Source organism: Marinarcus sediminis (SeqCode), assembly GCF_048571275.1.
In the GTDB taxonomy this organism is placed as follows: domain Bacteria; phylum Campylobacterota; class Campylobacteria; order Campylobacterales; family Arcobacteraceae; genus Marinarcus; species Marinarcus sediminis.
In genome coordinates, this window is the sequence record NZ_CP182357.1 from 2,215,003 (window position 1) to 2,229,004 (window position 14,002).

General features: G+C 33.8%; 15 protein-coding genes. 6 read left to right on the forward strand and 9 right to left on the reverse strand.

Annotated elements, in window-relative coordinates; translation table 11 throughout:
• The first annotated feature begins 146 nt into the window (after positions 1–146).
• Positions 147–1,070, forward strand: a complete 924-nt coding sequence (locus tag ACNI3C_RS11165) for an AEC family transporter (RefSeq protein WP_419769880.1) — start codon at positions 147–149, stop codon at positions 1,068–1,070.
• A gap of 4 nt (positions 1,071–1,074) precedes the next feature.
• Here ACNI3C_RS11165 and ACNI3C_RS11170 read toward each other — a convergent pair whose 3' ends face one another.
• The 6 genes from ACNI3C_RS11170 to ACNI3C_RS11195 form a co-directional block, all read right to left on the reverse strand.
• Positions 1,075–2,106 carry an oxidoreductase gene (locus ACNI3C_RS11170; RefSeq protein WP_419769881.1) on the reverse strand — a complete coding sequence of 344 codons (1,032 nt, stop codon included), beginning with the start codon at positions 2,104–2,106 and terminating at the stop codon, positions 1,075–1,077.
• Positions 2,107–2,122: 16 nt separating this feature from the next.
• On the reverse strand, positions 2,123–2,752 hold the full coding sequence (locus ACNI3C_RS11175) for an NAD(P)H-dependent oxidoreductase (RefSeq protein ID WP_419769882.1): 630 nt from the start codon (positions 2,750–2,752) through the stop codon (positions 2,123–2,125).
• Between the two features lie 11 nt (positions 2,753–2,763).
• Positions 2,764–3,897 carry an iron-containing alcohol dehydrogenase gene (locus tag ACNI3C_RS11180; RefSeq protein ID WP_419769883.1) on the reverse strand — a complete coding sequence of 378 codons (1,134 nt, stop codon included), beginning with the start codon at positions 3,895–3,897 and terminating at the stop codon, positions 2,764–2,766.
• A 10-nt stretch (positions 3,898–3,907) separates the two neighbouring features.
• The gene (locus ACNI3C_RS11185) at positions 3,908–4,834 is read right to left on the reverse strand and encodes a DMT family transporter (RefSeq protein WP_419769884.1); all 927 of its coding nucleotides are present in this window, start codon (positions 4,832–4,834) and stop codon (positions 3,908–3,910) included.
• Between the two features lie 100 nt (positions 4,835–4,934).
• Positions 4,935–5,033 carry a hypothetical protein gene (locus tag ACNI3C_RS11190; protein WP_419769885.1) on the reverse strand — a complete coding sequence of 33 codons (99 nt, stop codon included), beginning with the start codon at positions 5,031–5,033 and terminating at the stop codon, positions 4,935–4,937.
• Between the two features lie 29 nt (positions 5,034–5,062).
• A complete protein-coding gene (locus ACNI3C_RS11195; RefSeq protein ID WP_419769886.1) occupies positions 5,063–5,644 on the reverse strand; it encodes an NAD(P)H-dependent oxidoreductase in 582 nt (193 codons plus the stop codon).
• A 127-nt stretch (positions 5,645–5,771) separates the two neighbouring features.
• On the opposite strand from ACNI3C_RS11195, the gene ACNI3C_RS11200 reads away from it, so the two are divergent.
• The 4 genes from ACNI3C_RS11200 to ACNI3C_RS11215 all read left to right on the forward strand — a co-directional run bounded on the left by ACNI3C_RS11200 (position 5,772) and on the right by ACNI3C_RS11215 (position 9,172).
• Entirely contained in the window at positions 5,772–6,146 is a 375-nt protein-coding gene (locus ACNI3C_RS11200; protein WP_419769887.1) for a winged helix-turn-helix transcriptional regulator, read from the forward strand.
• A 79-nt stretch (positions 6,147–6,225) separates the two neighbouring features.
• Positions 6,226–7,392: an ADP-forming succinate--CoA ligase subunit beta gene (gene sucC / locus ACNI3C_RS11205; RefSeq protein WP_419769888.1), complete on the forward strand. Its 1,167-nt coding sequence runs from the start codon at positions 6,226–6,228 to the stop codon at positions 7,390–7,392.
• 9 nt (positions 7,393–7,401) lie between these two features.
• Positions 7,402–8,271, forward strand: coding sequence for a succinate--CoA ligase subunit alpha (gene sucD / locus ACNI3C_RS11210; RefSeq protein ID WP_419769889.1), 870 nt, complete (start codon positions 7,402–7,404; stop codon positions 8,269–8,271).
• 1 nt (position 8,272) lies between these two features.
• Positions 8,273–9,172, forward strand: a complete 900-nt coding sequence (locus ACNI3C_RS11215) for an AEC family transporter (RefSeq protein ID WP_419769890.1) — start codon at positions 8,273–8,275, stop codon at positions 9,170–9,172.
• A 25-nt stretch (positions 9,173–9,197) separates the two neighbouring features.
• On the opposite strand, the gene cowN is transcribed toward ACNI3C_RS11215, so the two are convergent.
• Positions 9,198–9,500: a N(2)-fixation sustaining protein CowN gene (cowN, locus tag ACNI3C_RS11220; RefSeq protein ID WP_419769891.1), complete on the reverse strand. Its 303-nt coding sequence runs from the start codon at positions 9,498–9,500 to the stop codon at positions 9,198–9,200.
• A gap of 55 nt (positions 9,501–9,555) precedes the next feature.
• Complete coding sequence (locus ACNI3C_RS11225; protein WP_419769892.1) at positions 9,556–10,659, reverse strand: aminotransferase-like domain-containing protein; 1,104 nt, start codon at positions 10,657–10,659, stop codon at positions 9,556–9,558.
• Positions 10,660–10,781: 122 nt separating this feature from the next.
• On the opposite strand from ACNI3C_RS11225, the gene ACNI3C_RS11230 reads away from it, so the two are divergent.
• A complete protein-coding gene (locus ACNI3C_RS11230) occupies positions 10,782–11,663 on the forward strand; it encodes an AraC family transcriptional regulator (RefSeq protein WP_419769893.1) in 882 nt (293 codons plus the stop codon).
• Here the strand turns inward: ACNI3C_RS11230 and ACNI3C_RS11235 are convergent.
• Positions 11,657–13,999 carry a fatty acid cis/trans isomerase gene (locus ACNI3C_RS11235; RefSeq protein WP_419769894.1) on the reverse strand — a complete coding sequence of 781 codons (2,343 nt, stop codon included), beginning with the start codon at positions 13,997–13,999 and terminating at the stop codon, positions 11,657–11,659. The genes ACNI3C_RS11230 and ACNI3C_RS11235 overlap by 7 nt on opposite strands.
• Positions 14,000–14,002 lie beyond the last annotated feature (3 nt).

The following is a 14,002-nucleotide window of genomic DNA, read 5'->3' on the forward strand; positions in this document are numbered from 1 at the left end:
AAAAGTCAGAACGGTCGTAATTGATTATATCCCAATTCATTTAATAGGATTCTATTGTATTTAAATTTTCTTTACTTTATTTTATGTAAGTTACAGAAAAAAAATATTACTATTACTTTTATGTAACGAACTTAGGAACTCAATTTATGACACTCTTTTTCACTCTTCTTGGAAAAATTACTCCACTGTATTTCAGTATTGTGTTGGGGTTTTTTAGCACAAAATTTTTAGATTGCAATAAAGAGACCGTTGCCAAAATTTTACTCTATATTTTAGCGCCACTGATCATATTTAATGCCACGTTGAGTGTCCACATTAACAGTTCCGTTATCTTTTTACCCATTTTTTTCTTTATTTTAAGTTTAATTATTGCGTTTGGTACATTGCCTATTTTCTATCAAATTTTCAAAGACAACAGTGCCAATGTTCTCTCCTTTAGTGTTGCCACAGGAAATACAGGGAATTTAGGAATTCCTATTGCCATTTTATTTTTAGAACCCAAATTGGTTGATGTTTATATCTTTACGGTCCTAGCCTCAATGTTATATCAAAACTCTGTAGGGTATTATATTACAGCAAAAAGTGCTTTTACGACCAAAGAGAGCCTCAAAAAAGTGATGAAACTGCCTGTAATTCATGCATTTATTTTAGGGCTTATTTTTAATATTTTAGGCTTTAAAATGCCCGAAGTTTTTATACCATATACCATTTATTTAAAAGGGACCTATGCAATTTTAGGAATGATGCTTTTAGGAATGGGATTAGAACACATGAAAACCAATGGTGGATTTGATAAACTTTTTGTCTCTCTGGCATTGTTTGTAAAATTTATTCTTTGGCCTTTACTGGTACTGGCTTTTATCTGTGCAGATAAAAATTATTTCCATTTTTTAGATCAAGATTTATATTTGGTGATGTTTATTTTCTCTATCGTGCCACTGGCTGCTAACACAGTAACCGTTGCAACACTTTTAAATGTAAAACCAGAAAAAATGGCAGTTGCGGTACTGATTTCAACTCTGATTTCTCTGTTTTACATCCCGTTAATGATCTTTTTATACAACAATTAATGTTTTAGATATACGCTCGCATATAAGATTTGTGAATCAATTCTCTTTTATCTGCTTTATTCGCAGCATCAAAAACAAAATTTGGACTTCGTAAAAGTTCTCTGCCATAAGCCACATAATCGCAAAATTGTTCATTTAAAAGGTTTTCTCCTTGAGCCGCAGTTGTAATTAACCCCACAGCAATCACAGGAATTTCTATATTTTTCTTAATCTCTTTGGCGTAATCGCACTGATAAAGAGGTTCTAACACTGGCATACACTCTGGAATATTTTGATTTCCACCTGCAGATACGTGAATGGCATCAACACCCACTTTTTCTAACTCTTGACAAAGATAGATAGAATCTTCTAAATTCCAACCTGTATTCATCCATTCATGAGCAGAAATACGAACAATAAGAGGAAGTTTTACTTTTTCTTTAATACTTTGCGCAATTTCAACAATCAAAGCGCACCGATTCTCTAAACTGCCTCCATATTTGTCTTTTCTTTTATTGCTTAACGCAGATAAAAATTCACACAACAAATATCCATGGGCAGCATGCAATTCTATGGCATCGTAATTGGCTTTTTTGGCTCGAAGGGCAGCTTTTAAAAAGAGCTTTTTAATTGCTTGAATATCTTTTAATGTTGCAGCCTTGGGCATTTTGTAAGGGGATTCTTCACTGAATGCTATTGCACTTGGAGCAAGTGGAGTTGATGTTGGTACACCGCTTTTTCTTCCCGCATGTGCCAATTGAATTGCCATTTTTGCACCAAATTCATGGCATCTTTTGTTCATAATTTTATGTTTTTTTATTTGGGCATCTTGCCATAACCCCAAATCATGTATCGAAATTCTTCCTTTGGGTTCAATGGCTGTGGCTTCAACAATAATCAACCCTACTCCACCCAATGCTCTGGCACAATAGTGTGTATGATGAAATTTTTTCAACAAACCACTGTTGCAACTGGCATACATACACATGGGAGGCATAACAATTCTATTTTTTAGTTTCAGCTTACCCATTTTCCCTTTTTTAAACAGTGCACTCATGGTCTATCCTTTTACATTATTTTATAAATTCAACAATTTCTTCAAAAGGTTCTCTTAATTGTGTTGATTGCGGATTGATTCTGTATCCAAAAGGCAGAACTAACGAAAGTTGCCATTGTGTTGTATCAAGACCTAAAATGGCTTCCACCCCCTCTTTTTCAAATCCTTCTATGGGACAAGAATCAATACCTTTAACTGCAGCTGCAGTCATCATATTTCCTGCTGCAAATGAGGTTTGTTTTGCTGTCCAAGCATAGATATTCTCATCGCTGCTTAAGGTTTTTGATAAATGATTTGCATACAAATTTAAATAAAAATCATATTTTTCTTGTGGCATATCACGTCTTGCAAATCGTTTGCCGGGAATTCCACTTTCAGGTTTTACTCCGTTGATTCCAGCTAAAACTATTACCAAATGAGAGCATGTTGTAATTTGTGCTTGATCCCAGCACACTGGCTTTAGTTTTGCCTTTAACGCTTCATTTGTTATAACCAAAAACTTCCAAGCCTCCATACCAAAAGAAGATGGTGATTTTCTTCCCGCTTCTAAAATATAGTGCATATCCTCATCACTTATTTTTTTTGTATCATCAAAAGTTTTACAAGCGTGTCTAAAATCCATAGCTTCCATAAATGTTTTTTCCATAATGATTCCTTTTAAATTGATTTTTCTAATATTTTTATTACAACTGCTTTATTTACACTACCTCTATCACCAAACTGGGTAAAACCATGTTTTTCTAAAAGTGATGTAACTTTTTCTATAATCTCTTTATCATCTGTATATGAAGAAATTTTTAAATCTATATTTAAGGATGAATATAAAGCTCTTATTTTTTCGACTACATCTAAAGGGTTATTTGTATTTATTCTAAATACATTTTCTCCCATTTGTAGAAGTTTGTCTTTTTTTTCGTCAGCTAGTATTGTAAGTAGATTTGGTTGAATAATTGCTAAAGTCCTAGCATGGTCTATTCCATATAATCCACTTAATTCATGTCCAATAAAGTGTGTTGCCCAATCTTGGGGAACACCCAGACCTATGACTCCATTCAGCGCTTGATTTGCAAGCCACATCAAGTTAGCATACCATAAATCATCTTTTCTGTTAAAAGTATTAGCCAACTGAATCAAACCTCGTAAAACTCCTTCGGCATAACCATCTTGTGCCAATGCGCCATGGCTTTGAGTTAAATATTGCTCACATGTGTGCACAAAAGCATCCACAACTCCATTGACCAATTGTCGTTCATCTAAACTTTTTAACACATTGGGGTCTAAAATGGCAAATTGGGGATAAGAAAAAGGAGAATGAAAAAATCTTTTCTCTTTTGTCTCCCCTTTAGTAATAACCGAACCTGTATTTGATTCGCTTCCAGTTGCTGCTAAAGTTAAAACTGCACCGATTTTTAAAGCTTTTGTAGGCGTAAATTTCCCTTCAAGTAAATCCCAGCCATCACCCTCATAAAAAAAGGCATTTGCAACATACTTTGCACCATCTATAACCGAACCACCTCCCACAGCTAAAACAAAATCCACTTTATTTTCTCTGGCATGTGCAATGGCTTGATCTAAAGTCTCTTTTTTTGGATTTGCTTCAACTCCACCAAATTCAAACCAAGTATGATTTTTAAGAGCATCTTTGACTTGATTATAAACACCATTCTTTTTAATACTTCCACCACCATAAAGAAATAGAACTCTATAATCTTTTGGTATCAATTCACTGAGTTTTGATATTTTTCCTTCTCCAAACTCAATTTGAGTTGGGTTTACATATGAAAATTGCATAGTATTCCTTTTATAAATTTTTAGCTTCTTTTAATGCTTTTAATTGCATTTTTTCTATTCTACTCTTTTTATTAAACAATATAACTGCTGTCAAGGACAATAAACACCCCATCACAGTAGATGAAGCTATTTTTTCACCGTAGGCAAAATAACTTGATACTGTTGCACCAATTGGAACGATAAACATAAATACACCTGTATTATGTGCCCCTATTCTGCTGGCACTAGCAAAAAATATTGTCATTGCAAAAGTTCCAGAAAATAATCCTACAAATAAAATATTCCACCAAAACACGGAATCATATAATCCTATTTCAAAAGGACGATGTGGTAAGGCAATAATCATATTTGTAAAAGCAGTTACACCAAAGATTACTAAAGTGTAAAACATAGGGTCAACTCTTTTTGAAGCCTTTTGCGTTAAAACTGTAACAAAAGACCATACTATAGCGCAAACTAAAAAATATATACTATCAAGATTTAAAAAGCCTAATCCCTCCATTGGAATACGAAGCAAAATAATCGCTCCAAATACACCAATACCCAAAGCAAATACTTGTTTTGCTGATACTCTTGTACCAAAAAGCAAAATAGATAAAAAATAGGTAAGTAAAGGAACCAATGATGTAACCATAGTTCCTCCATATCCAGCTTCTCCATGGGCAAGACCTGCAAAAAACAAGTAACTAAAAGCTGCACTTAATAGTCCTGCTAAAAGCATATACATATATCCTAAAAAGTCAGTTTTCAAAGATCTTTTCATATAAATCATAACGGGTATCATTCCTACAAAAGAAATTGTGTATCTCCAAAATGAAGCTACTTGTATATTTGAATGTTCAACCGCTGCTTTTCCAGAAGTCCAAGCAACACCCCAAAGTAACATAGCGATTAACATACCAATAAAATATTTGGTTTTATTCTCTTCTTTGTGCATTAATGGTTCACTTTTCTCAATTTATTAATGACTTTAACGACTATATTTTTCATAATATTTCCTTTTTTCAGTTTTTAAACTTTGTATATTTTTTGTTACATCATGAGACAGTAAGAACAATCTTACCTTGAATATGTCCAAGCGTTGCTCGTTCATGTGCCTTTTTAGCATCAATAAGAGGGTAAGTACTATCAATCACAACACGAATCGTTCCATTTAAATCCTTTTTTATAAAAAGTTTTTAGTTAAAACTTTCTCAAATCTTTCTAACTCTTTATCTAAATTCATGTCACCTTTAAAGATATCATGTACTGAATAAGTTTCAAGGGGTTCTAATCCACAAAATTGAAAGGTTTTATGAACAGCAATATGGGCTTGATCTAAAGACATGCCATCAAAAAAAGCATCTTTATTATTAAATGTTGAAGATGGGCTATTAATCGTTAAACTTAGCATATATTTTTTATTTTTAAATAATCCACCGGTCCCATAAGTTTTTGAAACATCGCTTCTACTTCGTCCATCATTTGCGTAAAACTTTCCTTGTTGAAAAGTTTCATCAATATATTTTTTAGTAATCCAAGGAACACTCATCCAAAAAACTGGATATTGAAATAAAATATAATCAGCCCATTCAAACTTTTCAATCTCTTCTTCTATGTTATAACCTTTTTCAATATCTGTTTGTTTTACTTCAAAACCATTTTTAGTAAAAAACTCATTTGCTTTATTTATAAAACTGTTTGTTAGATTTCCTTCTGCCACATCTTTATAAAACTGATGTCCATTTAGTATTAATACATTTTTCATGATTTCTCCCTAAATAATTTATGAGAATTATATACCCAGTAAACTTAATTTACTCTTACTTACCAAAAGTAAAGTAATAGTAAATTATAAACTTTATGTTATAATACTTTTTAGAAAAGGATTTATGATGTATTATATAAATGATAAAGAGTATAAATGTTCCGTTTCAGTCACACTGGATGTCTTTAATGACAGATGGAAACTTGCCATAATATGGCACTTGTTAGATGGAAATAAACGTTTTAAAGAGTTACACGAAATCATCAGTGAAATCACACAAAAAACCTTAACCGTTAAATTAAAAGAGTTAGAAGGTAAAAATATTATTCACCGTGAAGTCTTTCCTGAAGTACCCCCAAAAGTGGTTTATTCATTGACCCATATTGGCTTACAACTCAAACCCGTTTTATCAGAAATGCACAAATGGGGAATTGAATATGTCAAAGAGCATGGAACCCTCACCAATGAGAATCCTTGTCAAACGGCTTTGTGTATTATGTAATTAATAATTTATACTTTTTATGTATAATTGTTGCAACAGTGTAGAATAAAAGTAACGTTTAACTTTCTTAGGAGTTTCCATGAACATACATGAATACCAAGCCAAACAGATTTTCCATAAATATTATTTGCCCACTCCCAAAGGTTTTTTAGCGACAAGCATCAATGAAACCATACAGTGTGCTAAAAAACTTGGTGGGAAAAAATGGGTTTTAAAAGCACAAGTACACACAGGGGGACGAGGGAAAGCCGGTGGCATTAAGGTTGCAAACTCCTTAGAAGAGGTTAAAAAATATGCCGATGAACTTTTGGGCATGGTTTTAGTGACCAAACAAACGGGACCAGAGGGAAAACTGGTGTCAAAAATATACATTGAAGAGGGTGTTAATATCACCTATGAAGCGTATTTGGGAATCGTATTGGACAGAGCACTTGAAATGCCTGTAATGATGGGCTCTCGTGATGGTGGTGTGGAAATTGAAAAAGTGGCACAAGAGAATCCTCAAAGCATTAAAAAAATCCCCATTGACCCAACGGTAGGTTTTCAAGACTTTCATGGAAGAGAACTCGCTTTTGAATTGGGTATTTTTAAAGAAGATATGGCAAACTTTATTCAATTTGCCAAAACACTCTACCGAATCTATCTCGAAGACGATGCAGAACTTATTGAAATCAACCCTTTGGTTAAAACCGATGAAAATAAGTTTTTAGCTTTAGATGGAAAAATGGGAGTCGATGACAGTGCGTTGTTTCGACATGATGAAATCGAAGCCATGAGAGACTTAAGTGAAGAGGATAAAGCCGAAGTTGAAGCGGCAAAATATGGGCTTTCTTACATCAAACTTGATGGAAATGTAGGGTGTATGGTCAATGGTGCAGGACTTGCGATGGCCACCATGGATATTATCACCTATGAAGGCGGAACAGCGGCAAACTTCTTAGATGTGGGAGGAAATGCCAGTGCTGAAAGTGTGGCAAAAGGGTTTGAACTTATTTTAAGAGATAAAAATGTCAAATCCATATTTGTCAATATTTTTGCAGGTATTGTTCGGTGTGACCGAATTGCCAATGGAATCATAGAAGCCACGCACAACGTAGAAGTCAATGTGCCTATTGTTGTACGACTTGATGGTACCAATGCCAAAATTGCTGCTGAAATTTTAAATGAAGCCAATATCAAAAATATTATTGTTGCACACTCTTTAGAAGATGGAGCAAAAAAAGCTGTTGAAGCTTCAAAAAAATAAGGAAGTATCATGTCTATTTTAATCAATAAAGATACCAAAGTTATTGTTCAAGGCTTTACAGGAAAAGAGGCAACTTTTCACGCGCAACAGTGCATAGAATATGGTACGAAAATTGTTGCAGGAGTTACTCCTTATAAAGGAGGAACTACGCATTTAAACTTGCCTGTGTTTAACACCGTTAAAGAGGCTGTTGAGGCAACAGAAGCGACCGTTTCATTGATTTTTGTTCCACCTAAATTTGTGGCAGATGCCATCATGGAAGCAGCCAGTTACGGCATAAAACTCTGTATTGCCATCACCGAAGGTGCTCCAGTAAAAGATATACAAGTCGCCAAAGCTTATGCCATTAAAAACGGTATGCAACTCATTGGCCCTAATTGCCCAGGTATCATCACTGCCCAAGAGTGTAAATTGGGAATCATGCCTGGCGCAATTTTTAAAAAAGGGTGTGTGGGACTTATCTCAAAATCAGGAACACTCACCTATGAAGCATCAAATCAAATTGTGCAATCTGGCTTGGGTATTTCAACCGCTGTTGGTATTGGGGGTGATCCTATTATTGGATTAAGTTACAAAGAACTTTTAACCATGTTTGAAGCAGATGAACAAACCCGTGCCATTGTTTTAATTGGTGAAATTGGTGGAACACTCGAAATAAAAGCAGCTGAATTTATTAAAGAGCATATCACGAAACCCGTAATAGCATTTATTGCGGGACAAAGTGCACCAAAAGGCAAAAGAATGGGACATGCTGGTGCCATTGTCAGTGGGGGAAAAGGGACAGCAAAAGAGAAAATGGATGCCTTAGAGGCGTGTGGAGTAACGGTCGTTAAATCACCTGGTCATATTGGTCAAGCTGTAAAAGATATTTTGGGATAAGATGGATAATTTTATTTTAATTGCATTGGCAATTGTTCTTGGATATATTCTACAAAAACTCAATATTTTTTCAAAAGAGGCACCCACAACACTCAATCAATTTGTAATATACATTTCGTTGCCTGCGATGATTTTATTGCAAATACCGAAACTTTCATTCTCTATTGATATGTTTATGCCCATTATCATTGCTTGGTCAGTCATGATTATCTCCGTTATTTTGGTTCTTTCAGTCTCAAAACTCTTGGAGTTTTCAAAAGAGATAACGGGTTGTTTAATGTTGGTCACAGTTTTAGGAAACAGCTCATTTTTAGGTATTCCTATTGTCAATGCCTATTTTGGAGCAGAAGCACTTCCGTATGTCATTGTTTATGATCAATTGGGAACTTTTATTGCTTTGGCAAGTTATGGAACATTTGTGGCATCGTATTACTCAAGTAAAAGTGAACTCAATTTTAAAATCATTATTCAAAAAGTGTTGACTTTTCCACCCTTTTTGTCACTGGTACTCGCACTGTTTCTTATGGGGGTAAATTTCCCATCTTTGATAAACAATGTACTGGAAACTTTGAGTTCTACGATTGTTCCTTTGGCGTTGGTTGCTGTTGGATTGCAGTTAAAACTCAAACTTCCTGGTCATGAAGTCAAACCCTTTACTGCAGCACTCTTGATTAAACTTCTCATTGCACCTACGATTGCTATTCTTATGTGTAAACTCTTTTCATGGAGCAGTGAGGCGGCCAGTGTATCTATTATGGAAGCGGGAATGGCTCCCATGATAACGGCAGGTGCAGTAGCATCCATGGCAGGACTTGCCCCACGATTAAGTTCTGCTATTGTAGGTTATGGAATATTGATTTCTTTTTTAACCACAGCAGTATTATATAAAATCATTATCTGAAGTAAATTGCTTTACTTCAGATAATTTAACAACACTCTAACTCAGCTCGGTCAAGAATGTCAATTCCTTTTTGGAAATCATACTCTTCAAACAAATCAGAGATATAAAAAACATTGGAACAAACATAATACAAAATATCTTTGTATCCCTCTTTTTCATAAATTTCTGCATAATTTTCGGGTATATGCTCATAAAATCTTTTCCAAAAACTGTTATTGGCTTCTGGTTTATCTTCTAATAATTCTGCAAGTGCATCCAATACTTCAATGGCATTGGCGTAACAATCGATGTTATCAAAGGTTACATACCTGTCTCTTACTTTACTCATTGCTTCTCCTTCGTTTTCCCCATTGTTTTACATACAATTTCTATTCCAATGGGAATCAAAGAGAAGCTTTAACCAACTCCAAACCTCTTTTTATGTCTTCAATATTGGTATGACTGTAGTTAAATCGGACTTCACTTGTTTTTCGATTATCAATATAAAATTCACTTCCAGGAACAAAAACAACCCTATTTTTCATGCATCGTTGTACCAATTCAAAAGAGTCTAAATCATTAAATTTTCCATATAAAAACATACCTCCTTTGGGTTTCGTGAAAGTAAACTCTGGCAATACCTCTTCTAAGGTTTGTGCAAAAAAATTCATTTTTGTTTTGTAATCATTTCGAATGGTTTGAAGGTGCATCTTATATCGGTTTTCATCTTTTAAATACTCATCTAAAATATGTTGTGAAATTCCACAACTGTGTAAATCAATGCTCTCTTTAATGATCATAATTGAGCGAATCAACGTTTCACTTGCACGAATCCACCCTATTCTTAAACTCGGTGCCAATGTTTTCGAAAAAGAGCCCAAATGAAAACTGTTTTGGGGAAGCTCTTTACTGATACTTTTATTTTTTTTATCAAAATATAATTCGCTGTAAGGACTGTCTTCAATTAAAATTCCATTATATTTTTGCACAATTTTGGCAATTTGTTCTCTTTTGTCTTGAGAATATGTTGAAGAAAAGGGGTTTTGAAAATCAGGAATCAAATACGCCAATTTTGTCTTTTCAAAACTCTTCTCAAAGGCATCAATTATGATACCATCCTCTTCAAGTTTCACACCTTGCATCTTTAATTTGTTGAGTTTAAAAATGTTCATCGCCCCCAAATATGAAGGTTCTTCTACGGTAATATCTTTAAGTTCAAAATATTTTGCAATGATATACATGGCTTGTTGACTGCCCGTAGTAATTAAAATATTTTCTGCTTTTGTTGGAAATCCTTCATTGCTGTATTGTTGTGCAATTTTTTCTCTTAAAGGTTTAATTCCATTGCTCACGCTGTATTGTAAAACTTTTGGATTATCAAATATTTTTTGTGTTACATTTTTTAAATCTTCAACGGGGAAGAGCTTTTCATTGGGCAATCCTCCTGCAAAAGAGATGGTTTGTTCATCTATGGATTCAAGAATTTCTCGTATAAATGACCTTTTCATATGTTCGTAACCTTTTTTTATTTGAAGAATACATCAAAAGAATCTTTTTTTCTTCACTATTTGTGCTATAAAAGTTAGCTATTATTGCTAATTTTACAAACAGTTTATGTTATACTCAATGTATGAAAAACGAAACACTCAAAAAAAGAGAAAAAATTGCCAATAATGTTATGAACTATATTTACAAATACATTGATACCAATATCGATATGGACGATTTATGTTATGAACTTCAAATCAGTAAATTTCATTTACATCGTGTTTTTAAAGAGGCTTTTGGGAAAAATATTTATGAAACCATCAAATCAATACGACTGCAAAAAGCATCCAATCTTTTAATTACCAACAACAATTCAACCATTACAGCAGTAGCAAATATGTGCGGATACAGTTCTCAAACTTCATTTATTCGCGCGTTTAAACAACGATTTAATATGACACCAAATAGATGGCGACAAAACGGGTATAAAACCTACTCAAATGAGATTTTAAAGGCTTCTCAAAGTACACTCTCTTCGGAAGCCAGTTTCCTAAACTTAGAGCCAAAAATTGTGAAAATGCCCAAAATGAAGGGGTATTACATTCGACATAAAGGGTATGACAAAAGCATTAGAAAAACATGGGAAAAACTCAATATTTGGACACTGAGCAATAACATTAAACATTTTCAACAAATGGGATTACACCACGACAACCCCATTGTCACACCTTTAAACGAGTGCCAATATATTGCAGCAATCATTCTGGGGGAAGATGAAAAAGAGCCTCCAAACTCATCTCTGCCTACGTTTATTTTGCAAGAAGGCATTTATGCAAAGTTCAAAGTCGAGGGGAAATATGGAGATGTGTTAAAACTCATTCAATGGGTTTACCAAGATTGGCTTATAAAAAGTGGTTATGAAACTACCACTCATCCTTCGTATGCAATATATGAAAAAAATCATTTCATCGAGGATGATGGAAAATTTATTTTAGATTACTATGTGCCTATCACGTTTTATTGATCAATTTCATACACCGTTTCATCTACATATCGATTTAAATCAAACAAACCATAATTTTTTGAGTCATATTTTTTAAATTCACTGTCAAACCAATCATACACTTTCCAAAAGTTTTTATTGGCTCGATTGATGACAAATTTATTGAGTATTTTTAAATTGGCTTTATTCTCTTTGTAATTTTGAATGATATTAAAAAACTCACTTAAATCGTCTTGTTTTACCACCACAAAAACATTGGGATATGATCCTACAAAACCTCGTTTAAAATTGATTCTGTCTTTGCTTGGATCCAATCTTGAAGCTTCGTCAAACATAAATGCCACATTCCTGTGCCAACGGTTAATGATAAAACTGTAAACATAATTTTCACCCGAATTCATTTCAATTCGGATATAGGCTAAATTTGATTTTGAACCAGTAAATTGTTGAATAATTTCTGAACTATTAGGCAACGTCAAAGCTTTAAAGCTCTCTTCAATCTCTTCAATAGTGTTGTATTTCTCTTTTATTGGAGAAGCTTTGTACCCTTTTTCAATAAAATTAATTTTATCTTTGGGTGTGTTGGTATATGCCAAAAGTTTTTCTACAAACTCTTTTTTATAGGAGTTTGTTTCATACTTAATATTGCTTTCTTGATGTGATTTTGTAAAAATATCGCCATAGTTTATATCGCCATCTTCATACCAAGAACTAAAATATTGTGATCTTGACTCTCGAGGTAAAAACTCCAAAAAGTTGCTCTCTCCTTCAATTCTGAGTCGATCCATATATTTTCGCACCATCAATTGATGCCCAGTATTTCCAAAAATATCAAAACCAGCGACCAATGAATAGTAGAGTCTTTCAACCAAAGAGTAATCCATTACCCATAAAGTTTTAGGGATATCGCCCCAAGCACCTTTATGCACAGAAGCTGAATCAAAGTGTCTGTAGACAGTCAATATTGAGTCATTGCTGTTTTTATTTCCCTTCCAAATTGACTCAAGAGGCAATCCTTTGGGGAAATAGGTTTGATAAATGATATCTTTGTTTTTGTAATACTCTTTTGTTTTTTCATACCCACGATAAATGTCAATCATTTTAAACAACCCTAAATTATTGCCATACTCATTGGGGATAGACAAATTAATCAAATTGTCATGTAAAAAATATTTGTCGTACAAAGCGACATCATATTTTGGGTCTAAAAACATTACCCAAAACTGATCTTGAATGACATTTAATGCCACTTGACCTTTACAAACAGGCCCTCGAATAAATGTCATGATAAAAAAGTGAATGTCATCCAACAAGAATTGGTATCGACTTTTTGCAGGTATTTGTTCAAAAGTCTTTAATGCATTGGCTGCACTTAAATGTGCATATGATGGCATATGAGGTATTTCATCCCAATTTGGAGTAATAAACAGTTCATTCAATCTTTTGAGTTTTTCTTCATTTAGCTCATACACCATGTGCGTTTTATGCACAAGAGTGGACTCTATTTTTTTAAACCGATAATAAAATTTTCCTTCAATTTCATCAAAAGGAAATCGTGTGGCAATCACATTAACACCATTTGTTGCTGTTTTAGATCGAACCAATTCATAAAAAGCGTGGGGTGTTCCAAAAGAGATGTGTGCCAGAAAAAGATGCTCGTAAATATATCTTGCCATCACTTGATGTTTAATATCACTTTGATTAAAAAATGCTTCAAATTTTTGTATTTGAAGGGAATCTTTTTGAGAAATGGCTTCAACGTGTGTGCTGTTTTTTGCACCTTGACTCAACCAAGTTTGTACAAGATTATACTCTTTGTCTTCTAATGCAGGGAAGCCATAAGGCATTCCTTTATGAGGATTATCGTTAAAATACGTTTCCAATTCACTCCTATTTTTTACACAACTGAGTTCATCGGTTTCAGGAGAGTATTTTCCAATGCTTTTTGGGTTTTTCATTTTTTGATATAAAAAACGCATCATTATGGATTCATTGTTATTCTCTTCTGCTGTATCAAGTTTTTCTGTGACAGAAAAAAAGCCTTTTTCTCTCCACTCATTTTCATTTTTTGCATCAATAAAAAGACGGGTAGGTTCGATGGCATTTAATCGGTTTTCATAGACGCTTATTTTTGTAGCACCTCGTTCTAAGCCCTCATAAGATGAAAGTTTTAATTGACATGCCGAATTATAACAAGAGTGACATGTCACGCAACGTCTGTCTAAAATGGGTTTAATATCGTTCTCATAAGAGAGCTCTTTATTGACCTTATTAAAAGTAATTGGCGCTAAGGGTTTCATCGAACATGCACTAAAAAGTACTATTGTAAGTGAAAAAAGCAGTATATGTAATTTCATTGT

What these genes read in the sequence shown, in the direction of transcription:
- ACNI3C_RS11165 (WP_419769880.1), top strand. Translation starts at nt 147, where the DNA reads ATGACACTCTTTTTCACTCTTCTTGGAAAAATTACTCCACTGTATTTC.
- ACNI3C_RS11170 (WP_419769881.1), bottom strand. Translation starts at nt 2,106, where the DNA reads ATGAGTGCACTGTTTAAAAAAGGGAAAATGGGTAAGCTGAAACTAAAA.
- ACNI3C_RS11175 (WP_419769882.1), bottom strand. Translation starts at nt 2,752, where the DNA reads ATGGAAAAAACATTTATGGAAGCTATGGATTTTAGACACGCTTGTAAA.
- ACNI3C_RS11180 (WP_419769883.1), bottom strand. Translation starts at nt 3,897, where the DNA reads ATGCAATTTTCATATGTAAACCCAACTCAAATTGAGTTTGGAGAAGGA.
- ACNI3C_RS11185 (WP_419769884.1), bottom strand. Translation starts at nt 4,834, where the DNA reads ATGCACAAAGAAGAGAATAAAACCAAATATTTTATTGGTATGTTAATC.
- ACNI3C_RS11195 (WP_419769886.1), bottom strand. Translation starts at nt 5,644, where the DNA reads ATGAAAAATGTATTAATACTAAATGGACATCAGTTTTATAAAGATGTG.
- ACNI3C_RS11200 (WP_419769887.1), top strand. Translation starts at nt 5,772, where the DNA reads ATGTATTATATAAATGATAAAGAGTATAAATGTTCCGTTTCAGTCACA.
- sucC (WP_419769888.1), top strand. Translation starts at nt 6,226, where the DNA reads ATGAACATACATGAATACCAAGCCAAACAGATTTTCCATAAATATTAT.
- sucD (WP_419769889.1), top strand. Translation starts at nt 7,402, where the DNA reads ATGTCTATTTTAATCAATAAAGATACCAAAGTTATTGTTCAAGGCTTT.
- ACNI3C_RS11215 (WP_419769890.1), top strand. Translation starts at nt 8,273, where the DNA reads ATGGATAATTTTATTTTAATTGCATTGGCAATTGTTCTTGGATATATT.
- cowN (WP_419769891.1), bottom strand. Translation starts at nt 9,500, where the DNA reads ATGAGTAAAGTAAGAGACAGGTATGTAACCTTTGATAACATCGATTGT.
- ACNI3C_RS11225 (WP_419769892.1), bottom strand. Translation starts at nt 10,659, where the DNA reads ATGAAAAGGTCATTTATACGAGAAATTCTTGAATCCATAGATGAACAA.
- ACNI3C_RS11230 (WP_419769893.1), top strand. Translation starts at nt 10,782, where the DNA reads ATGAAAAACGAAACACTCAAAAAAAGAGAAAAAATTGCCAATAATGTT.
- ACNI3C_RS11235 (WP_419769894.1), bottom strand. Translation starts at nt 13,999, where the DNA reads ATGAAATTACATATACTGCTTTTTTCACTTACAATAGTACTTTTTAGT.